At 45.1% G+C, this 21,837-nt stretch carries 21 protein-coding genes; 4 read left to right on the forward strand and 17 right to left on the reverse strand.

What is annotated here, in order from left to right:
- Positions 1 to 61 precede the first annotated feature (61 nt).
- The 11 genes from pcp to A5867_RS16135 form a co-directional block, all read right to left on the reverse strand.
- A complete protein-coding gene (gene pcp, locus A5867_RS16085) occupies positions 62 to 709 on the reverse strand; it encodes a pyroglutamyl-peptidase I (RefSeq protein ID WP_005227979.1) in 648 nt (215 codons plus the stop codon).
- 30 nt (positions 710 to 739) lie between these two features.
- A complete protein-coding gene (locus A5867_RS16090; protein WP_005227977.1) occupies positions 740 to 1,660 on the reverse strand; it encodes a DUF979 domain-containing protein in 921 nt (306 codons plus the stop codon).
- Positions 1,661 to 2,344, reverse strand: a complete 684-nt coding sequence (locus tag A5867_RS16095) for a DUF969 domain-containing protein (protein WP_010749105.1) — start codon at positions 2,342 to 2,344, stop codon at positions 1,661 to 1,663.
- A gap of 195 nt (positions 2,345 to 2,539) precedes the next feature.
- The gene (gene rlmN / locus A5867_RS16100) at positions 2,540 to 3,607 is read right to left on the reverse strand and encodes a 23S rRNA (adenine(2503)-C(2))-methyltransferase RlmN (protein ID WP_015510422.1); all 1,068 of its coding nucleotides are present in this window, start codon (positions 3,605 to 3,607) and stop codon (positions 2,540 to 2,542) included.
- A gap of 300 nt (positions 3,608 to 3,907) precedes the next feature.
- Positions 3,908 to 4,204, reverse strand: coding sequence for a hypothetical protein (locus tag A5867_RS16105; protein ID WP_005227970.1), 297 nt, complete (start codon positions 4,202 to 4,204; stop codon positions 3,908 to 3,910).
- 8 nt (positions 4,205 to 4,212) lie between these two features.
- A complete protein-coding gene (locus A5867_RS16110; protein WP_005227961.1) occupies positions 4,213 to 4,584 on the reverse strand; it encodes a type II toxin-antitoxin system PemK/MazF family toxin in 372 nt (123 codons plus the stop codon).
- Positions 4,585 to 4,593: 9 nt separating this feature from the next.
- Positions 4,594 to 5,715 carry an alanine racemase gene (alr, locus tag A5867_RS16115; protein ID WP_087628031.1) on the reverse strand — a complete coding sequence of 374 codons (1,122 nt, stop codon included), beginning with the start codon at positions 5,713 to 5,715 and terminating at the stop codon, positions 4,594 to 4,596.
- 122 nt (positions 5,716 to 5,837) lie between these two features.
- Positions 5,838 to 6,203, reverse strand: coding sequence for a holo-ACP synthase (gene acpS, locus A5867_RS16120; RefSeq protein WP_005227957.1), 366 nt, complete (start codon positions 6,201 to 6,203; stop codon positions 5,838 to 5,840).
- 203 nt (positions 6,204 to 6,406) lie between these two features.
- Entirely contained in the window at positions 6,407 to 7,930 is a 1,524-nt protein-coding gene (locus A5867_RS16125) for a DEAD/DEAH box helicase (RefSeq protein ID WP_005227956.1), read from the reverse strand.
- Between the two features lie 290 nt (positions 7,931 to 8,220).
- Positions 8,221 to 9,570, reverse strand: coding sequence for a UDP-N-acetylmuramoyl-tripeptide--D-alanyl-D-alanine ligase (murF, locus tag A5867_RS16130; protein ID WP_087628032.1), 1,350 nt, complete (start codon positions 9,568 to 9,570; stop codon positions 8,221 to 8,223).
- A gap of 86 nt (positions 9,571 to 9,656) precedes the next feature.
- Positions 9,657 to 10,733: a D-alanine--D-alanine ligase gene (locus tag A5867_RS16135; protein ID WP_005227954.1), complete on the reverse strand. Its 1,077-nt coding sequence runs from the start codon at positions 10,731 to 10,733 to the stop codon at positions 9,657 to 9,659.
- A gap of 182 nt (positions 10,734 to 10,915) precedes the next feature.
- Between A5867_RS16135 and A5867_RS16140 the strand changes: the two genes are divergently transcribed.
- Entirely contained in the window at positions 10,916 to 12,658 is a 1,743-nt protein-coding gene (locus A5867_RS16140) for an AarF/UbiB family protein (RefSeq protein ID WP_015510427.1), read from the forward strand.
- Positions 12,659 to 12,710: 52 nt separating this feature from the next.
- On the opposite strand, the gene A5867_RS16145 is transcribed toward A5867_RS16140, so the two are convergent.
- The 6 genes from A5867_RS16145 to A5867_RS16170 all read right to left on the reverse strand — a co-directional run bounded on the left by A5867_RS16145 (position 12,711) and on the right by A5867_RS16170 (position 18,923).
- A complete protein-coding gene (locus tag A5867_RS16145) occupies positions 12,711 to 13,163 on the reverse strand; it encodes a YaiI/YqxD family protein (RefSeq protein ID WP_015510428.1) in 453 nt (150 codons plus the stop codon).
- Between the two features lie 167 nt (positions 13,164 to 13,330).
- The gene (locus tag A5867_RS16150) at positions 13,331 to 13,996 is read right to left on the reverse strand and encodes an ABC transporter ATP-binding protein (protein WP_087628033.1); all 666 of its coding nucleotides are present in this window, start codon (positions 13,994 to 13,996) and stop codon (positions 13,331 to 13,333) included.
- 10 nt (positions 13,997 to 14,006) lie between these two features.
- The gene (locus A5867_RS16155; RefSeq protein WP_005231794.1) at positions 14,007 to 15,491 is read right to left on the reverse strand and encodes an ABC transporter permease; all 1,485 of its coding nucleotides are present in this window, start codon (positions 15,489 to 15,491) and stop codon (positions 14,007 to 14,009) included.
- Between the two features lie 170 nt (positions 15,492 to 15,661).
- Positions 15,662 to 17,518 (reverse strand): carbohydrate-binding domain-containing protein, encoded by a 1,857-nt coding sequence (locus A5867_RS16160; RefSeq protein WP_087628034.1) that lies wholly within the window; start codon positions 17,516 to 17,518, stop codon positions 15,662 to 15,664.
- Positions 17,519 to 17,533: 15 nt separating this feature from the next.
- On the reverse strand, positions 17,534 to 18,211 hold the full coding sequence (locus A5867_RS16165) for a DUF4956 domain-containing protein (protein ID WP_005227945.1): 678 nt from the start codon (positions 18,209 to 18,211) through the stop codon (positions 17,534 to 17,536).
- Positions 18,201 to 18,923, reverse strand: a complete 723-nt coding sequence (locus tag A5867_RS16170) for a polyphosphate polymerase domain-containing protein (RefSeq protein ID WP_087628035.1) — start codon at positions 18,921 to 18,923, stop codon at positions 18,201 to 18,203. Before A5867_RS16170 ends, A5867_RS16165 begins: the two co-directional genes overlap by 11 nt.
- 132 nt (positions 18,924 to 19,055) lie before the next feature.
- Between A5867_RS16170 and A5867_RS16175 the strand changes: the two genes are divergently transcribed.
- From A5867_RS16175 to A5867_RS16185, 3 genes are read left to right on the forward strand one after another with little or no spacing between them, the layout of a single operon-like run.
- Positions 19,056 to 19,730 carry a response regulator transcription factor gene (locus A5867_RS16175; RefSeq protein WP_005227933.1) on the forward strand — a complete coding sequence of 225 codons (675 nt, stop codon included), beginning with the start codon at positions 19,056 to 19,058 and terminating at the stop codon, positions 19,728 to 19,730.
- 3 nt (positions 19,731 to 19,733) lie between these two features.
- A complete protein-coding gene (locus tag A5867_RS16180) occupies positions 19,734 to 21,050 on the forward strand; it encodes a HAMP domain-containing sensor histidine kinase (protein WP_005227932.1) in 1,317 nt (438 codons plus the stop codon).
- A 13-nt stretch (positions 21,051 to 21,063) separates the two neighbouring features.
- A complete protein-coding gene (locus tag A5867_RS16185; RefSeq protein WP_005227930.1) occupies positions 21,064 to 21,537 on the forward strand; it encodes a GNAT family N-acetyltransferase in 474 nt (157 codons plus the stop codon).
- Positions 21,538 to 21,837 lie beyond the last annotated feature (300 nt).

Consider the following 21,837-nt stretch of genomic DNA (forward strand, 5'->3'; position numbering starts at 1 on the left):
ATCAGGTCTTCTCGCCTTAAAGACATTTGTTTCATCCCCGAAAGGATGTACTCTTTAATGATTAATGGATCGCGCCGCCAATTGCTTTTAGATCTTCTTTGTCGGCATAATCAACGATGGCTTCCACCGCTGCAGTCAATCCTTTGGCAATGTCTTCGATGCTCATTGCAGGCTGTCCTGCTTTATCGACGACTTGCTGAGGAATAAACGGCACGTGGATAAAACCGCCCTTCATTTCAGGGTATTTTGTATCGATCATGTATTGTACTTGATACATGATGTGGTTGCAGACGAAGGTTCCAGCAGTATTAGAAACGGCTGCAGGTATTCCTGCTTTTTTCATGTTTTCTACCATTGCTTTGATCGGCAGTTGTGTGAAGTAAGCAGGCTTCCCTTCTGTTTGGATCGCTTCATCGACGGGTTGATTGCCTTCGTTATCAGGAATCCGGGCATCATCCACATTGATCGCCACTCGTTCTGGTGAGATGGCAAACCGTCCACCCGCTTGGCCAATGTTTAAAACGACATCTGGGTGGATCTCTTCAATTTTCTCTGCGACGATCGCTGCTGATTTCCCAAATACAGTGGGGATCTCTGCTTTCACGATCTGTGCACCATGAATTGTATCTGGCAACAATTTCACTGCTTCTAAGGCAGGATTGATTGCTTCTCCGCCAAATGGATCAAATCCGGTAATTAGTAGTTTCATTTCCATCATCCTTCCCTCTTTGTTTTACCACTAAAATGCCCAAAAGTACATTAAAGCGATGTGGATCACTAACAATAATAAAGCAATTGGGGCTTGTGCTTTAATGACGCCATTGGGGTCTTTCATCTCTAACAAGGCCACTGGCAATGCGTTGAAATTGGCTGCCATCGGAGTCAGCAATGTGCCACAAAAACCAGCGGTCATTGCCAACGCACCAGCAACGACTGGGTCGCCGCCTTGCGCCATCACAAAAGGTACACCGATGCCTGCGGTAATAACGGTAAATGCCGCAAAACCATTTCCCATGATCATAGTAAAGATCATCATTCCTAAACAGTAAGCCACGACACCGATAAAACGATTGCCTTCTGGCACGACACCAGAGATTCCTTGAGAAATCACATCACCGACACCAGCAGCGTTAAAAATGACACCTAGTGCTGCTAATAACTGCGGCAAGATACCGGCAGTTCCGACTTGACGAAGCATCCGATCGGAATCGTCCAGCACTGTTTTCGGTTTAGCGGAAGTCAACACGACTGCCAACAAGAGCGCTAAGATCGATGCGATCCCGATCCCCACTTGGCCCCCTAATGGTGTATAAGAAATCACCACAGCGATCAATGCTAAGCTGATACATGGCACGAAGATCGTACTACCGATCCGTTTAGCCGATGCTTCTGCTTTTTCATCATCCACGTCCACGATTTTACCAATCTGCACTTGTTTGAAGAAGGTCAAACAGCCCATCAAAACGATCAAAATCCCGTCCACAAGATACGGCAAGAAATTCCCGAAAGCAAAGACGATCCCTAGCAGTAACCAAAAAGCAGAGGTGCCTAATCGGGTGGGATGATCCGCTTCGCGAAAAACCCGTACAGCCGTCATGATCGACAGCAATCCGATCAAGATATAAAAGAATTCCAGTAATCCGTTAACGATTCCTTCCATCTATTTGTCCTCCTTCTTGCCATATTTTTTTGCTAATTTACGATCAAAGAGCAGGTTCGACAATGTAGCAATGACTAAGACGATCAATGCGATCGGCAATGAGGCTTGCGCGATCGAACTAGCTGCCACATCGTAGCCAAGAGATTGCAATGTTCCTACGATCAATAGCACACCAGAAGCAGCCACAAAGGTATTTTGGGCAAAGAAATTCCCGAAGTTTTCGTTAGCGGCAGCCCGAGCTTTGATTTTTTCCTGATCTTTTTCATCCAGTTCCCCAAATTTGTTTTCCCCAGCAGCTTGCGCCATCGGGTTAACGATCGGGCGGATAAATTGTGTATGTCCTTGGATCCGAATAGAGAAAAAGCCAGCAAGTTCTCGAATAAACAAGTACAAGCTCAAGAACTTCCCTGGTGTTAAGCCTTTGATCTTTTCAATCAATATGACTGCCTGCTGCTTCAAGCCAAAACGTTCTGACAAGCCGACCATCGGTAGTGTCAGTAAGAACAGTGTAACGAGTCGATTATTGACAAACGCTTCTCCTAACATTGTTAAAAAATCAACAACAGAAATCCCCGACACAAGCGCGGTGACAAAACCAGCAACGATTACGACAGCAATAGTATCTAGCTTCAGCAAAAAACCGACTAAAATAACTAGAATACCAATTAATTTAATCCATTCCATCAAATCATCCTTTCACGATAAGTTATTTTTAATGGATACCAGCTTTTAGTATAATCTATTTTTTTCTTGTAAAACAATGTTTTTTGAATTTTCTTTCGAGGAATACGCTTTCTTTAATGTGTTTTTTAATTACTTAGATAGTAAATAACAAAAAGAAGAACTGCGCTTGTGCAGTCCTTCTTTTGCTTTTTGCGTTTAAGAAGCGGAGGCTTCTTTTTTCATTTGTTTGCTTCGCAGCTGTCCGCAAGCTGCGTCGATATCTGTCCCGTGTTCTTTACGAATCACGCAATTGATACCGTTTTTCTTTAAAATGTCATAAAAGGCTAACACATCCGCTTTTTTACTTCGAGCGTATTGGTCATGCTCACTCACTGGGTTATATGGGATCAAGTTGACGTATGACAATTTCTTTTTATCCTTCAATAAAGCTGCCAACTGACGGGCATGTTCTGGCCGGTCATTGACATGATCCAGCATGATGTACTCAAATGTGATCCGACGATTGGTTTTTTCTAAATAATAGTCGACCGCTGCCATCAGCTTTTCAATCGGGAAACTCCGATTGATCCGCATCATGGAGGTTCTGACTTCGTTATTTGGGGCATGCAGCGAAATCGCTAGGTTCACTTGCAAGCCGTTCTCCGCAAACTCTCTAATTTTATGCGCTAAGCCGCTGGTTGACACAGTAATATGCCGCGCGCCGATCGCTAAGCCTTTCGGGTCATTGATGATCTGTAAGAAATGCATCACATTGTCATAGTTATCAAAGGGTTCGCCAATCCCCATGACCACCACGTGAGAGACTCGTTCCCCCTCATTGCGTTCATCAAAATAGTGTTGTACTAACATGATTTGAGCCACGATCTCGCCTGCCGTTAAGTCTCGTTGCTTCTTTAATAACCCACTGGCACAAAACGTACAGCCGATGTTGCAGCCGACTTGGGTCGTCACACAAACGGACATGCCATATTCTTGACGCATCAAGACCGTTTCAATCATGTGATTGTCTGGCAATTGGAATAAATACTTGACGGTTCCGTCACTGGCTTCTTGTACCACCATCTGTTTCAGGGGATTGATCACAAAGGCTGCCGACAGTTTCTCAATCAAAGGTTTCGGTAGATTGGTCATTTCTTCAAAGCTGGTTACTCGTTTTTCATAGAGCCACTCCCACACTTGGTTGGCACGGAATTTCTTTTCATTTTGTTCAGTTATCCACAAAGATAAATCTGATTTGGTAAGTCCATAAATCGATGGGTTCACTTTTTTCCCTCTTTTCAAACTAGTCGCTACATACTATAACTGAATTCTTTGTGAAAAGCAACCGTACATTGCCTGATCTTCAAAGCATTCTAGCCCCACGCTTTTGTGGTATTCCTCTTTTTTGAAGATGCTCTTTCTTCCATTCATTGAATCTTTGGCCATAGGAAACCTCTCACAAAGACCTGCATGAAAAAAACAAGCAGTGACAGAACCTGCTCCGATGTACGAAACAAAGCGGCTCTTTCCTGCTTGTTTTCATGAGGGGGCTGTTTCCTCGTGCGCGTTACTTTCATTACATGATCACATTTCAAAAGAAAGCACTCTGCCTTCTTTGGCGGTCAACATGCCCCGTTGCGGCGGCTGCAGTTGTAAATAAAGTTGTAGCGACATTTCTAGTATCAGCTCTTTGTCTCCCTGCTGAAAAACGCCGTAATAATGTGTCTGTTCCCGCTTTTCTTCATATGTATGACTCACAAGATAATATCCTTGTTCCATGGTTTCGTTGCGCTTTTTTGTTTCTGAAAGAAAACGGCGAATATGTTTATACGTAAAGAAACTCAATAAAATGACAACTGCTATTAATACTACATACCCCATTGACAGATTTACACCTCGATCGTTGATGTGGCAAAGGTCGGCTCAACACCAATACTGATCATCAAGGCAGCATCGACTTCACACATCACTTTATCGTCTAAGTGACAAACCTTTTCTTTCAAACGGCTTTTGTCGATCGTGCGAATCTGTTCCATCAAAATGACGGAGTCTTTGCCAATCCCTGTGCAAGAAGCGGAAATCCCAATATGCGTTGGTAATTTCGGCTTCGCCATTTTTGCCGTGATCGCCGCAATGATCACAGTGGGACTGAAGTGATTCCCCAAGTCATTTTGAATGATCAAGACTGGACGTATCCCGCCTTGCTCCGATCCAACCACTGGTGAAAGATCGGCAAAATAAATATCTCCCCTTTTTACCATAGGACCACCCTAACTTTTATATTCTCGCGGAACCCTTGCTGAAAGGGTACACGCTACTTCATAGTGAATCGTTTCTAACTGGTCTGCAACATCCTGCATCGTAATTTGTTCCCCATGATTCTCACCGATCAAGGTGACTGGTGTACCGACAGCAAATGCCCGCGGCAAACGAATCATCAATTGATCCATACACACTCGACCGACGATCTCACAACGCTCGCCTTCTACTAAGATCGAGAAGCCTTGCATTTTTCGTAACCAGCCGTCAGCATAACCGATAGGCACGGTGCCGATCCATTCCTGACGTGGAGTGATATATGTTTCACCATAGCCAATCCCCGCTCCTTTTTCAAGTAATTTCACTTGTATCAGTTCAGAAACGAGCGAAAGCGCAGGTTTTAAGGAAAATGGTTCGCTCAGCGCATGACCTGATGGGTTCAACCCATACATTGCGATCCCAAAACGGACCATATTTCCTACTGCTTCTTTGTGCCATAAAGAGGTTGCGCTATTGCCTGTATGTATATATGTCGGCAAATAGGGCAAAACAGTTAAGACTTCTTTAAAACGTTGGTGCTGGGTTTCCCAATAGCTCGTGTCTGCTTGATCCGCTGTGGAGAAATGGGTAAAGATCCCTTCCCACTCAAAAGAGGGGTGATCTTCTAACCAAAGAATGGCTTGGCGCACTTCTTCGACAGTCAAAAAGCCGATTCTCCCCATACCAGTATCCACCTTGATATGCACTTTAAGCGGCTTATTTAGAGGGTTCTCCTCTAAATAAGCGCCTGCTTCTATCAGCCAGTCCATCGAAGCGACTGGAAATGACAAATCATAGGTCGTCAGCAAGGTAATATCACACACATTCACGACACCTAAGATCAAAATCGGGTCAGTAATCCCTGCTTCTCTCAATTCGATCGCTTCATCGATCGTCGCAACGCAAAAACCATCTGCGCCGCCTTCTTTGGCTGCAAGAGCGGTTTGAACCGCTCCGTGTCCGTAACCATTCGCTTTGACCACCGCAAAAAGAAATGTCTCGCTTGGTAAGTGAGCAATCTCATGTTTGATATTTTCGGTAATCGCAGTTGTATCAATTATCGCTTTCGTTGGTCTATGGTAAGCAACCACCATTTCCAGTTCCTTCTTTCTACTAGTGCTTGATCAGACGAACAAATTAAGTTGGTTTTATGTAGTCGGCTGTTCGTCCATGAAGTATCAAAGTCTTCTTGACTGACAGACTACTTCAACTTGGTTTATTCACTATCTAGTACTTCTAAAATAATTTGTGCAAAAGCAGTATCATTTGTATGGGTGATACTGACAAACGTTTTTTCTAAAGGATGCGGTGCTTTAGTAACGATCGGGGCACCGAATTCATTGGTCAAGACTTCAATGTCATGAAAAGAAACTTTGCCGATCCCTGTCCCCCAAGCTTTCGAGAACGCTTCTTTGCAGGCATAGCGCCCGCCAAGGAACTCTACCTGACGTTTCAGCGGCAAGCGTGCAAATAATTTTGCTTCCCTCTCTGTTAAAATACGCGTTATAAACTGAGGTTTTTTTTCAATTAATTCTTTCATTCGAGGCAGCTCGACTGCATCGATCCCGATTCCTTTGATCATTCTTTTCTCTACCTTCACCTAAGATAGGGTTTTCCAAATTGGAAATACCCCTTGTTCAGCTAGTTACCATTCTACCAAAAAAATGGCGAATTACCATTCAAATCTGACGAGTTTATACGGAGATTAAGATTTTTAATCGTTCGTATTTGTTTTTTATATAAAAAAAGACCTTGCAAGTTTCCTTACAAGGTCCACAAACTTAATTAGTCTTGGTTGTTTCTGATTACGAAACCACGTTTTTTGTCGTTGCTGCGGCGATTGTTTTTACGGGCACCATCTTTTGAATAGTTGCCGCGGGCTTTATTGCCGTTGCCGCCGCCACGGTTCCCACCGTTTTCTTTGCGGTTACGATTGCCGTTGCTATTGTTGCTGCGACGACCATTTTTGTTGAATGATTTTTTCCCTTGAGGCAATGGACGCTCTGGTGTGATCTTCACTGGTGCTAAATCAGCAGGATCTTTTGCCATAGTTTTTAGAAGCAATGCTGCTAAATCTTGTGCAGAATAACGTTCTAATAGATCGTCGGCTGCTTGCAAGTATTTATCTAAGCCATTTTCATCCAATTTGGTTTCAACAGATTCGATTGCGGCACCTAATTGACCTTTGAACGCTTCTTTTTCGGTCGGTGGGCGCATTGGTGTCATCCGTTTTTTCGTTAAGTTTTCAATGACGTGCAGATAGCTCATTTCGTTTGGTGTAACGAAAGTCACAGACATTCCACCTTTTCCAGCACGGCCAGTACGTCCGATCCGGTGAACATAGCTTTCAGGGTCTTGAGGGATATCGTAGTTGTAAACGTGTGTAACACCAGAGATATCTAATCCACGAGCTGCAACGTCTGTGGCAACTAAGATATCTAGTTGACCACTCTTGAATGAACGCAAAACGCTCATTCGTTTTTGTTGAGAAAGGTCTCCATGAATGCCTTCTGCTTTATAGCCGCGGGCTTCTAAGCCGCGCGCCAATTCATCGACACGACGTTTCGTACGACCGAAAACGATGGTCAATTCTGGCGTTTGCACATCCAATAAACGAGTCATGATATCAAATTTTTCGTAGTCTTTTGAACGAACATAGTATTGATCGATCAAATCAGCGGTCATTTCTTTGGCTTTGATCTGTACATGTTCAGGCTCTTTCATGAATTTCACGCCGATGTTTTTGATTGCTGGCGGCATTGTTGCTGAAAATAGCAATGTTTGACGAACATCTGGTACTTGGCTGATGATTTTTTCAATATCTTCCAAGAAGCCCATGTTCAACATTTCATCCGCTTCATCTAATACAAGCGTTTCAACGGTGCCTAATTTCAAGGTGTGGCGGTTGATATGGTCTAACATACGACCTGGTGTACCAACTACGATGTGGGGACGATCTTTTAGTTGACGGATTTGACGGCCGATATCGGCTCCACCGTAAACTGCTTGTACACGAATTTTTTTGTCTTTACCAAGACGGTACAATTCTTCTTGGGTTTGGATCGCTAATTCACGGGTTGGGGCAATCACTAATCCTTGTAGTTGATGGTTCGTTGGGTCAATTTTTTCTAACATTGGCAAACCAAATGCGGCGGTTTTACCAGTACCGGTCTGTGCTTGACCGATCACGTCTTTGCCTGCTAAGGCTAATGGAATCGTTGCTTCTTGGATGGGTGTTGCTTCTTCAAAGCCGGCACGCTCAACAGAAGTCAATAATTCGTTGGATAATTCTAGATCTTTAAATTTCAAATGGATCCTCCTAGGCTGGTCATCTTTTCGATGCCTGTTTTTCTATCATCGAAGCGTAGGTTAGTTCTTCAGAAACACAAGAGTAGTCCCATTTACTCTTATCTTTCTCTCGGTACCGAAAAACCGCTTCACGAAGGCATTATAAAAGGCTAAAACAAGTGTTGTTTGTCTCAGCCATCATTTTATCTCAAAACGTCAATGTTTTTTACAGTAATCATTCTGTGCTTCATCTTTCGGCGTTAGATAAGTATAACACGCTTTGAAAGTTTCAGCAAGATTTCAACTCCCTTTTACATTCCTTTTAGTGCATCAACGACTTCACTCAGGCCCATGCCATTGCTGCCTTTGATCACTAGGCTATCGGAAGGTTCTAAAGTTTCTATTAAGGAGGCAATCAGCTGTGGTTTTTCATCAATCGCAAAATAGCGCACCTTGTCAGCAAGGGCAGTGTTCGCTAGTCGTTTTTGCAATGCCTGCATTTCTTTGCCATAAAGGAAAACTAGCTGGAACGAATCATCCAAGTGTGCGGCCATCTGCTCGTGCATTTGTGCAGAATCTGGTCCTAATTCAAGCATATCTGCCAATACGGCGATCCGTCGTCCTGCTAAAGGCAATTTGCGGAAGCTATCCAATACCAGACCCATGGCCGTCGGATTGGCATTGTAAATATCGCTCAAAATCGCTGCCCCATTACCAGCAGTCACCCATTGGGTCCGATTTTTCGTCAATTGAAAATGCGCCAAGCCTTCCTTGATCGCTTCATCTGCTACACCAAAATGACGTCCTATCCCAATCGCGATCAAGGCATTTTTGACATTATAGCCGCCTAAGACCGGTAAGGTAAAGGTCGTACCTGCTACCGTAAAAATCGTCTGATCTTGCGATTCCTCCACGATGTCTCCTTGTAGATCTCCCTCAGTTAAGCCAAAAGTTTCAATGGTCTGCGTTAAATTGGGAACAAAGGGCTCTAACAATGGTTCATCAGCTGGCATCATAAAGAAGCCGTCTTTTTTCAATCCTGCGGTGATCTCCATTTTGGCTTTGGCGATCCCTTCTCTGGACCCTAAGTTTTCAATGTGGGCTTCGCCTATCAACGTGATAGCAGCAGCGTCAGGTTCTGCTAAGCGCGAAAGGACTTCGATTTCACCTGCATGATCCATTCCCATTTCTAAAATCAACACTTGGGTATCTTCTGGCGCATGCAAGATAGTCAAAGGCACGCCTAGTTCATTGTTGTGGTTGCCTTGGGTTTTATAGGTCTGGTACTTTTGGGTCATGACCGCTTCCACCATATCTTTGGTGGTCGTTTTCCCGTTACTTCCAGTAATACCGATGATTTTCGGTGCAAGCTTTTCTTTATACGCTCGTGCCAATTGTTGAAACGCTTTGACGGTATCCGTGACAGGAATCACAAGGATGTCTTGCGGCGGTTCGATCGTAGGGTGGCTCCACAGTGTGGCGATCGCCCCATTGTCTTTGGCTTGTTGGGCAAATTCATGTCCGTCACGGGTCCCCGCTAAGGGAACAAAGAGACTGTTTTCTTTGATCAGACGGCTGTCGAATTCCACAGAGGCAAGTGGCGTTTCATTTTCAATTTGCTGACCAAATACGGCAGCGGCTTCTTTTACAGTAAAATTCATCAGGTTCGCTCCTTTTTCCTAAAAAAAGAAAGCACAAGATCGCTTCAAGTATTTTCCTTGAGTTGAGCTGGCTTTCTTCCTGCTATTTATTCTGCTTCGTTTTCTGTTGCTTCTACATTGGTCAAGAACGAACGTCTTTGATTGAAACGATTCATCCCTAATTGGATCAATTCTTCGATCAAATCCCCATAAGGCAAGCCGGTCTTCTCCCATAGCAGTGGGTACATGCTGAATTCAGTGAACCCTGGCATCGTGTTCAGCTCATTTAAAAAGAGCTCATTTTTATTGGTCAAAAAGAAATCACAACGGCTCAATCCGCTGCCGCCTAACATCGTATAGGCTTTTTTCGCAAACTCTTGAGCTTTGGCTTGTGTTTCTTCTGGAATTTGTGCAGGAATCTGCATCTCGATTCGGTTGTCAATGTATTTGGAATTGTAATCATAAAAGGCAACATCTTTTACGATTTCTCCCGGCATTGTGGTCCGAACGTCTTCGTTTCCAAGAACGGCTACTTCGATCTCACGGGCTTCGATTCCTTGTTCAACGATCGCTCGGGTATCGTAGCGATACGCTTCTTGTAGCGCATTTTGCAGTTCTTCACGGTTCTCGGCTTTCGAGATACCGACACTTGAGCCCATGTTGGCAGGTTTGACAAACATTGGATAAAGCAGACTGCCTTCACATTGATCGAAAATCTTTTTCGGATTTTCTTTCCACGCATTTTTCAAGACTGGTACATAGGGAACTTGCGGAATCCCCGCAGCTTGCAAGATATACTTGGTCATGATTTTGTCCATCCCACAGGCACTAGTCAAGACACCGGCTCCGACATAAGGCATTCCGATGGTTTCTAAAAACCCTTGGATCGTGCCGTCTTCGCCGTTTGGTCCGTGAAGTAAAGGAAAGACGATCGCGTCTTCTTCGTAGATTGCCCCAGGTGTAATTTCTTCCCCTTTGGTTTCTTCATTGGTCAATGCCAAAGTATCTGGAGACGTTGGCGCCTCAGTCAATAATGGGCCTTTTAACCAGCGTCCTTCTTTGGTGATCATTACTAATTGAACTTGGTAGTAATTATAATATACAGCATTAACAACTGAAAAAGCGGATAACAGTGATACCTCATGTTCTGCACTGCGTCCCCCGTATAATAAAATGATTTTCAAAAGAATTTCCTCCTGTATTCATTGATTCTACCAAACTAAGTCTTCCACATTTTAGCACAAAATCGACCAACCGGCATTAAATCTTGCAGAAATTTCTTTAAGCTTACACAGTCGTTAGTTGAATGTTTTTCATTTTGTCAGTACTATGAATATATCACGGCACGTTTAAAGAGGTGGGACCTATGACAGAACAAACCGCTCCTTCTAGAAAAGGACGATTAAAACAAATCGTTCAAGTCTTTTTGAAATATAAAGTCGTTCAAAATATCAGCAAACAGCAGCACCCCGAAATGGTGCGTCAAGCGTTTGAAGAATTAGGACCAACATTTATCAAAATCGGGCAGATGCTTTCGGTCCGCAATGATCTACTTTCCAGCACCTTTGTCGATGAATTCAAGCAGCTGCAGGACAATGTCAAAAGTGATCCATTTCCCAAGGTCAAAGCACTGCTGGAAGCAGAACTGCAGCAACCGCTAACGGAAGTTTTTTCCGCTTTTGATGAAATTCCAGTCGCCTCAGCTTCCATCGGACAAGCCCATCGAGCAAACTTGCTCAGCGGCAAAGAAGTGATCGTCAAAGTACAGCATCCAGGGATCATTGCGGCAATTCAAGTGGATCTCGATCTTTTTGAAAAAGCCCTGCCGTTGGTTCGCGCAATTCCAGAAGCCAATGTGGTGGATTTAAAAAGCGTGCTAAGCGAAGTCCGACGATCACTTGCCAATGAAACGAATTTTTTGCAAGAGATGAAAAACGCACAGGAATTCTACCGCAACAATCACCAAGATCCGCAGTTGGCATTGCCAAAAGTTTATCCCGAATGGTGTACCCAAAAAGTATTAGTCATGGATTACATGGCAGGTGAAAGCTTGAATTGCTTACTGACCCGCAAAAATCAAGACATCGTATATGACAATCAGTCCGTGAAAGCCGTGAAAAAACAAGTGGGGACGCTATTAGTCGAAAACTTTATGAAACAAGTCTTTGAAGATGGCTTCTTTCACGCTGATCCGCATCCTGGCAATCTTTTCTTGCATGTCTTCACGGATCAAGCCAACCGCCCACAACCATTTCAAGTCAAGCAGCGCGTCGGTGTCCTCGGCGGGGTCGATTATTCGTTGAAATGGCAAGAAGAAGCTGTCATGCCGCCTTACCAAGTGATTTTCTTGGACTTTGGGATGATGGGTCATTTGGATCAGTCTTTACGCAGCCGTTTAGCCGATGCGTTGATTGCTCTTTATACCCAAGACACCCAAGAAGTCGGTAAAGCCGTCTTGCGGTTGTGCAACAGCAGCGGCAGTTCCTTTGACGAAGTCGCCTTCTACCAAGACCTGCAAAAATTTGTTGAAAACTACTATAATATGCCGCTAAAGGATATCGACTTGCAAAAAGTGATGGCGGAAGTCATCACGATCTGCCATGATAACCAACTGCAGATGCATCGAGACATCACCTTGCTGATCAAGGCTTTTGGTACCTTGGAAGGTGTGATCAAAGCCTTAGATCCCGAATTATCAATGATGGAAGTCACTCAGCCTTTTGCACAAAAATATTTCCTGCAGCAGCTGAGTATTGAAGACGAGGTGAAAAAAAGCGCCTTGGCAACCGCAAAAAGCTTGCGGGCACTTAGCCATCTTCCCGATCGGACCTTGGCTGTCTTAGACACTTTTGCGACTGGTAAACACCGATTGAATCTAGAGATCCGCGAACAAAAACAGCTATTGGACCGCTTTGATCAGATGGTCAATCGACTGGTGATCGGTATTATTCTAGCTGCGGTCATCCTTGGCTCTTCCTTATTGGTGGTCGCCAGCCCGCAACAAGGAGCCTTCGTCCATCAGATGGGGATCTTCGGATATACCTTAGCATTTTTCGCGATCGTGGCTTTAGTCAGCAAATACTTCTATGATCGTTTTCGCAAGAAATAAATAAGCACCTTCAATTCCCGTGGTTCATGCAGAAGCTGGGTCTTGAGGGTGCTTATTTTGCAAGGGTCTGTCGCAATTCGTTTTCAAAGATTCGTTTGAAGGCTTCCCGATCCTCTTTCGTAAAGGGCTTCGGTCCTTTTGTACGCTTGCCTGCTTTACGCATCTGCGCACCTAAGTAGCGTTGTCCAAGTAAAAAATCGATCGTTTCTGGCAAATACTCTGTGCCATTATGGTGAAAAACCCGCGCTTTTTTCGGCAAGACCAAAGAGGCTAACCCATAATCTTGGGTAACGAGAAAATCACCGGGCTCTATTTCCTTCACGATTTCATAATCCGCACGATCCGAGCCTTTGTCGACATAGACAAAGTGAACATGGGCAGGATAATCTTTGGTCGTGTAATGATCGACACTGGTGACGATCACCACCGGCAGCTGATATTGCTGAGCCAGCTCAATCACTTCGTTTTTCACTGGCGATCCATCGCCGTCAATAAAAAGTCGCATCTCCACACTCCCCTCACAAGTTTCTTCGTTTACAATTACTTCTATTGTAAGAGGAGCAAGGCGAAGATGCAAGCAGACTTTACAGCCGTTTCCTTGAGGATGTATTTAAAGCCTCAGGAAGAGCAACTGCCTCCGCCCTAATAACTAGCAGCTACCCTAAGCAAAGCTTATCCTTCAACTTCAGAAAATGCTCGCTCTTTTAGCTCATAAACGACATCGCAAGCCTTGGCTACTTCTTGTTCATGGGTCACTAAGATAATACATTTTTTTTGCTCATGAGCAATTTCTTGAAATAGTTTGACGATCTCTTTGGACGTCGTTTCATCCAAGTTTCCAGTCGGTTCATCGGCTACGATCAGCTCATGCTCACAGCACAATGCGCGAACGATCGCCACCCGCTGCTGCTGCCCACCCGATAATTGGGTCACTTTTTTCAGTGCCAGCTCTTCCGTGATGCCAACTTTGGCTAAGTTTGCTAAAGCGTAGGCCTTTTTATCGGCTTGCTGCGACTTCGCGATCGCCATCGCTGTCACCACATTGTCCAATGCCGACAGATAAGGCAATAGATTATAGGCTTGGAACACGATGGACACATCTTTGCGGCGGTACTCCCGCAGCCCGATTTTTGCTAACGTTTCTTCGTTGTAGAAAATCTTTCCTTCTTTCGGGGTATCTAGGCCTGTGATCAGCGACAGGAAGGTCGTTTTCCCCGATCCGCTGGAACCTAAGATCGCATACATCTTGCCAGGCTCGAAGGTCAAGTCAACGCCACGAAACAGGGCTTCTGCTTCGCTTTGATACCAATAGCCTAATTGTTCTGTTCGTAATGTCATGTCGTTCCTCCTAAGAAACCAAGATTTTTTTCGGGTTCAGCCGCAAAATGCCCGCCGACGAGAGTAAGATCGAGCCAAAGCTGATCCCTAGACCGAGTAATGCCAATAGACCAATTTGTTGAGGGGAAACGGTAATTTCTAAGGACTCCACTTCTGCTGATTGGGTGAAGGATGGGAAAGAACCGCCACGGTTGCCGCCCATTTGCGGCATTTCTCCGCCTCCAGGTCCAGCGTTTTCAGCAGCTGCCTGATCCGTCGTCGTTTCGGTTTGCTGTGCCAATAATTGCTCTCCGACGGCATTACCGACTAGATTACCGCTAGCGGCCGCGATCCCTAAAGCAAATACCATGCAGACAAAAATTTCTGTGAAAAACTGTAGGATCACTTTGGCTCGTGATTCGCCTAAAGAGAGCAATACGCCAATCTCATAGCGACGTTCCCGAATCGACATCATCACGATCAACGTCAAAATAATGATACCGGCAGCAGCAACTAAGACAATAATATTTTTGGCAAAGCTCGCGACATTATTCAACGGTGTCAGCATCGATTGATACATCTGATCATTGGTTTGGATGCTGTAGGTTTCTGTATCGATCAATCCTTCTGCTTCTTCCACGAATGCCGTCATTTCAGACGGATCACTCAAGGTATAGGTTGCTGAATCAATGGTGTCCTCATTGCCGCTCAACGTATTGGCAAGGGTATAAGAGGCAATGATCGTGTTGGCCGGGTTGAGAAAGTTAAACATTTGGCTCATGCTGTTGCCAACTTCACTCGTTTCATAGATTCCTTTGACCGTCACTTCTACTTCATTGTCCTCTGCATCAGTGATTGAAAACGTATCTCCGACCGCTAAATCATTCGCTTCAGCTAGTGAGGATTCAATCAAGACTTGGTTTGTGCCTTCGTCCTCAGAAGTAATTCCTTCTCCATCCGTGATCGTCGCTGTTCCTTCCGAAAAAGTCGTATACGCCGCACTGGTTGATACACCAGTGATTTGGAAATCGCCTGTACTCATACTCCCACCAGGCATACCTCCTGGCATACCGCCCATTTGCCCCGACTCGCTGCTATCGGTTGCTTCTGACTCTGTCGAGGAGTCACTGCTAGAGATCGGTTCGATCCCGCTGACGGCATCAGCCGAGGTACTGACTTCAAAACTATATGAAGCAACCCCGTCTAAATCAGCGATTGCTTGGGCATCTGTGATCGCTACGGGTGTCGATTGAAAACTCCCTGGATCTGGACGTGTGCTCTGGTCATCGCTGTCAGATGAAGAACTTCTTTGCTGAAAAGCCTGCTCACGGTTGGCTTGCAACGTCACGGTTGCGCCGACACTTTTCTGAGCATTTTCAGTCGCTACTAGCGCTGCACTGCGAATCGTCAAACCCGCCAATACAAAAATCAAGATTGCAGAAAATACGGCGATCAGCAGCAGACTCCGGCCTTTTTTCGCCCATAAACTTTGGAGCCCTCGTTTCAAAAAATTCATCTTTGTTCCTCCTGAATGGCAAATTATTGTATTTCGACTATAAGAACCTTAGCTTAAATTGAACTTAAATCTTCCCCTAATTTTTCAAAACGTTGGAACAGACCGCAGCTGTCTTCTGCGATCTGCACGTTTTATTGATGACCCCAAGGGAATGATCGAGGAATCTTCAACTAACGGCCAAAGCCGCCGCCCATTTGATTGGTTGTCGCTGTCGCTCCTGATTGGGTCAAGTTGGCGATCGTTTCCGTGACGGGCAACGTTCCTAATTCCGTCCCATCACTAAGGGTCCCACCAGCATAATAACCAGAAACAGCTTGCGCATCATTCGTTCCCCCACTGACCAATGTATAGCTGCTATCCGTCAAATTTGGGCTAGAAAGAACCACATGTTGGTAGCTTTTACTTGGTGCATAGGACAAGATCGTCTGTCCTTGACTATCCTTTAAGGTCACAAGGGTCTCTGCTGCTTGGGTTTGATCGAAACTGATCCCGATCGACTGTTGACTTCCCCCACTGACATTCATGGCCATATCGGTCGTACCAGCAGCTAACAAGACACCGCCAGTGATTTCAAACGTCCCGTTATAATCCAAAGCGCCATTGCCACCGGTCGTTGGACCATTTACGATGACGACCCCATCACTCATAGTGACATTGCCGTTACTGTCCAGGCCATCCCCTTCGGCATCGACCACCAACGTCCCACCAGTGATTGTGATTTGTTTGCTGTCATCTGCGGTATCGCCACCGCCAGGACCGCCACCAAAGCTGTCTTGCCCAAATTGGCCAGTGGTTTCCTCTGTATCACTGCCGCCACCGGCATTGATCCCGTCATCGCTAGCCACGACGTGTGTCGTACCACCTGCAATCGTGATCACACTTGCTTCTAGTCCTTCATAGGATTCTTCGATAGCAATCGTCCCATCGGAGATCGTCAATTCATTGTCCGCATGTATGCCGTCGTCACCACTGTTGGCAGTGATCGTACCACCTGTGATGTTGATGGTATCGTTGGCATGCAGGCTATCATCTGCACTATCGATCGCAAAGGTACCGCTGCTGATGGTCATCACACCGCCAGCTTTCAATCCTTTGTAGCTTTCATCCGTCACTAGCGACTGACTTTGTGCCCCGTCAGCCGTTTTGATCGTGAGATCGGCTGATTGGATGCTTAAATTTGTTTCTGCTTGGATGCCATCACGCCCACTTTGGATCGTAAAGGTACCGCCATCGATCGCAACGTAGCCTTTTTCCGCATCTTCCGAATTATTCGCTTGGATGCCATCTCCTTCAGTGGTGTTCAGTGTGTAGTTCCCTGCCAAGATCGACACGGAATCTTTTCCTTTGATGGCATTGTTTTTCGCTGTGATCTCAATCGTGCCACCAGCTAAAACCAAATCATCTTTGCTGCGCAGCCCGTTGCTGTAATTTCCTGTGATCACCAACGTTCCATCACCGTTGATGGACAAATCTTCTTTACTATAAAAAGCGGCATCTGGTTCCGTCTCACCTTCCGCCAAGGTGTAGCTGCTGCCATCTATCAGAGTATTTGTCGTATCACTGGCTAAGGTCGTGATGACTTTTTCTGCTTGTTCGATGACGACTGCCGCCCCGTCTTCATTGGTGATCGTGACACCCGCAAAGATCAGATGGACTTTTTCTTCTTTATTGACGTTGACAACCAGTTGACCATTACTTAAGGAACCGCTGACGACATAGGTACCAGCTTGCGTGATCGTCACCGTTTGGTCTTCCACTGCAACGCCATCAACAGCCGTCGTATCGCCGTCATTCAATTCAAGTTGCGTGGCGGTCGCCTCATCGTAGGAGGCATCCACGTCTTCTTCTTCGTAACTGCCATAATAGTCCGTAGCATCATCAAGAGTCGTTGCAACGTTGGTCACTGCGGCAGAACCTGAAACAGCCGCTGCAGAACTGGAGCTGCTGCTCGTGCTACTACTATCGGTTTGCCCACAAGCGCCTAGGAGCAGCGATGAGAGTAAGAGCGGATAAATGAGTTTTTTCATAAGAGGTTCCTCCTTCTACAGCTCATCGCGGTTAGCGGTGAGCTTGCCTAAAACAACGGGTAAATTGCCATTACGAACCCGAACTTCATCAATGATTTGTTTTTCTTGCGCTTGGTCTTTTAACAGTAACTGATAACGCAACTCATATAAGCTCCCCATCGTGGTCGTTCGAACCGATGTCAGTTTGGCAGAATGCGTATATTTTTCAAAGAGATCATCGAATAGTTGCGGATAATCCAAATCTTCTGGAATCGTGACTTTCAGTTCTCGTTCACTCGTGGCTTGTCGATCGCCAAAGGGCACCGTGTATAAAAGGGTCAAGAAAAGCGCCACGATGATGGAAAAAATCACGACATAGCCGACATAGCCCATCCCAGTTGCTAGACCGATCCCCATCGACCAAAAGACGCTGGTGATCTCTCTAGACCCTCCTGGAACCGAGCGGAAACGAATCAAACTGAAGGCGCCTAAGATCGCCACACCTGTGCCAAGATTGCCGTTGACTAGCATGATCACGGATTGAACGAGGATCGGTAAAACAGCCAAGGTAATGACGAAGTTTTTTGTGTAGACATTGCGGATCATATGGATCGCAGCTACCAATATTCCTAAAAGCAATGAGGCGGCGATACAGATCAATAAGCTACGCCATTCAAGGGTGCTCGTATCGCCAGAAAACAGACTAGATAACATGTAACCATTCCTCCTTCTTGAACAAATGCCGTTGATACGTTTGGGCATATTTTGAAAAGCTACCTTTGCGCACGCTGTATTTGTTCAACAGCACCACAAACCATAACGGATAAGCACCGAGGGCTTTCACTTCCATCAACACCCCGATTTCAGGTGCTACCAGCGCCCCCTCACTGCCAGAACCGAACATAAGATCATAGGTGCGAAAGCGAATGTTTTGGTCGAATGTCACGCGAAATTCACTATCATCATCAATAAACAGCGACAAGCGATCATAGGCAATCAACACTTTCGGCAGCAAGTCTGGGTTTTGCTTAAATAGCCAGTGGATCTCTGCAGCGATTTGCGGTGCTTCTGCCATTGACGGCAAGACCCCTGTTTGCAACCAGCGACAATAGTCAGCATAGGGCAGCGGGATTCGGCGTTTGTAGACCACGCCATTGACTTTCTTTTTGATCTCTAAAAAAATCAACTGCTGCTCTGTCGGTATGCCATAGCTGCGGACCCGAAATTTTTCTTTGTATTTCGGTTTGTCCATCGAATGACGAATAAAGCGGTAATCGTGGGTATCGTAATACAAGGACATAATCGTGTGCTGCCCATATTCATCGATCGCCATTCTTTGCTGCAGCTCAGCAAGAAATGCAGGAAATTGCTCCTTGGCTATTAAATATTTTGTCTCTTTTCTTTGAAAGACTTTTTTCAATTTCATAAAAATGTTCCTCCCTTGAAATCCATGCACTGAATTTACGGCAGCTATCTTAAATGCAGCTTAAGGCAAAACAGTTTTTTTAAGCATTTTTTATGCTATTCGTGCTATTCTTATCCTTAAAGAGGTGGGAACATGATTAAACTATTAGTGATCGAAGATGACAAAACATTATCTGATAATATGAAAGAAATCGTCAGCGAGATCGGTGACGTCACACAAGCCTATGATGGCAGTGAAGGCTTATACGAGGCAGAAACGGGGATCTATGATTTGATTATTCTCGACTTAATGATGCCAGAGATGAACGGTTATGAGGTACTTTCTGCCCTAAGAAAAAAAGGACTCCAAACACCCGTCCTGATTTTAACAGCCAAAGACGGCTTAGAAGACAAAGTGACCGGTTTTCAAAAAGGGGCAGATGATTATTTGACCAAGCCTTTTTATCGGGAAGAATTATTGATGCGGATCAAAGCGTTGCTAAAACGCTCCTTAGGTTTGTTCAATGAAAATACCCTGGAATATAACGGATTGCTGTGCAACCTTGGCACCAATGAGGTCAGTTACCAAGGGCAGCTTTTGCCGATCCAAGGGAAAGAATTTGAGCTGCTGCTTTATTTTCTACAAAATAGAAACATTATTTTGACTAAGGAACAGATTTTTGATCGCATCTGGGGATTTGATTCAGAAACGACCTTGACTGTCGTCGAAGTCTATATGAGCAATCTGCGGAAACACTTGCGCCAGACAGGGATCGACAAAGAGATCCGTACGTTGCGAAATGTCGGCTATATTATGCAAGGAGCCTAGTCTATGAATAAAGAACGCTCTAAGAGACAACGGCTGCACTCCTTTCTCCTAAATGTCAGTGCCTTTGCGTTGGTTTTCTTACTTTTAGGAACCATCGTCCTCCAATTGTTCAACCAATCGGCTTATCGGCAAACCGACATTTCTTTGGAACAAGCAGTCAAAGATACCCGCTTGATCCAAGCAGAGATCAGCGCTTCGCAATCCAATCTAGAGGTATTGCCACCAGATAGTGCCATGCCAAAGATCCCTGGGACCAATCGCTTCAATACCCAGTTGATTCTCTGGTCTGAAGACGGTGAGATATTAAACAAGCAGACCTTGGGCGGCCGCTTTTCACAACTGGCAAGTTTATCTTTAGATACAAGCCACTTAGACAGTATCACATCTTTTTCAGTGGTGGATCAGTCCTTGTCAGAGGAAGAAGAGACCCTTTTGTTTCGTTCGATCACCACCAAAGCACCAACAAATGATGCTGGTGTCGGCTATATCCAAGTCTTGGCGAACACTAACCAAATCAAAAATGCGATGAACAATTTCCAAACGATTTTGATTTTATCGATGATCTTTTTCTGGATTCTTTCGATCGGGATCAGCTATTTGCTTTCCAGCTTGAACATGCGCCCCATTTTAGCCTCCTGGAAAAAACAGCAGGAATTTGTCGAAAATGCATCCCATGAGCTGCGCACACCATTGACGATCATTCAAAACAGTCTGGAACGCCTGTTTACCAAGCCCAATCATACGATCATTGAAGAATCTGAAAGCATCGCCCAAGCGTTAGCGGAAACTCGGCGGCTGACTGGATTAACGGCGGATTTGCTGACGATCGCCCGCAGTGATTCCAATCAATTGCTTTTGACAAAAGAAACCATCGAGCTAGCTCCTTTTATCGATGACTTAGTCAAACCTTTCAAAGAAATTGCCGAATTGGATCAAAAACACTTTGTTGTCGAAAACTTTGCCAAAACGACCGCTTGCTTTGACCAAAAGAAAATCCATCAAGTCCTCGTGATCCTCCTAGATAATGCCTTAAAATATACCAGCAGTGGTGATAAAATCACCCTCTTATCGGAGATTTCTAACAAGCAATGGCTGATCGAGGTCAAAAACACAGGACCAGCCATTTCCGATGAAGAAAAAGCCCGTATCTTTGACCGCTTCTACCGCGAGGATCGTTCCCGCTCCAAAGAGACCGGCGGCTATGGTTTAGGCTTAGCGATCGCCAAGCAAATCGTTGAAGAGCACAAGGGACAAATCCAGGTCAAAGATTTGCAGCCACGAGGGGTTATTTTTCAGATTCGTTTACCTAAAGAAGGATAAAGGAGAAAAACAAATGCAGGTCATCACCCTTAAAGAACACCCTGACTACTTAGCAGAAGCCATTCGTTACTTCCAAAAACAGTGGGCTGGTCCCGACTCCCTCATGGTTTATGAGGATAGCCTGACCCATAGTTTTTCAGCAAATCCTTTGCCGCAATGGCTGCTGCTGGTCAACGAAGAAATCGCAGCAGACGGACGTTATCAAATCATCGGCTGCGGTGGCTTGATCCCCAACGACTTCATCAGTCGGATGGATTTAACCCCTTGGCTTTGCGCCTTGTATGTGGACCCTTTGTGGCGTGGCCAAGGCGGTGCCCGCCTTTTGATCGAAACAGCCAAGCAACGTGCTGCTGGAGCTGGTTTTGATTCTCTGTATCTATGTACGGATCTTTCTACTTTTTATGAGAAATTTGCTTTTGAACCGATCGGAACGGGCTACCATCCTTGGGGAGAGTCTTCCACCATCTATCGCTGTTCTCTCACCTAAATGAACAAAAAAAAGCTGTGAACAAAAATGTTCACAGCTTTCTTTACTCACAGTACTATTGCTAGTAGAATACCCTATCTCCACAAAAGGAATATTCCGACACCCTACAAATCCGGTAGGTTGCTTACGCGGTGTGCCTCTGCTATCAATCTGGTCAGCTAATGCTAGACCTTCTCGACTCGTCGCATGAGGATTACTTTACCATAAATTTAGTCGGAATACTACTGTTTTTTATAAAATTAAAACTGCTGATAAGCATTTCTCAAGAAAGAGTGCCTATCAGCAGTTTTTCATGAATCA

This window comes from Enterococcus sp. 6D12_DIV0197, from assembly GCF_002174385.1.
Classification (GTDB): domain Bacteria; phylum Bacillota; class Bacilli; order Lactobacillales; family Enterococcaceae; genus Enterococcus_D; species Enterococcus_D casseliflavus.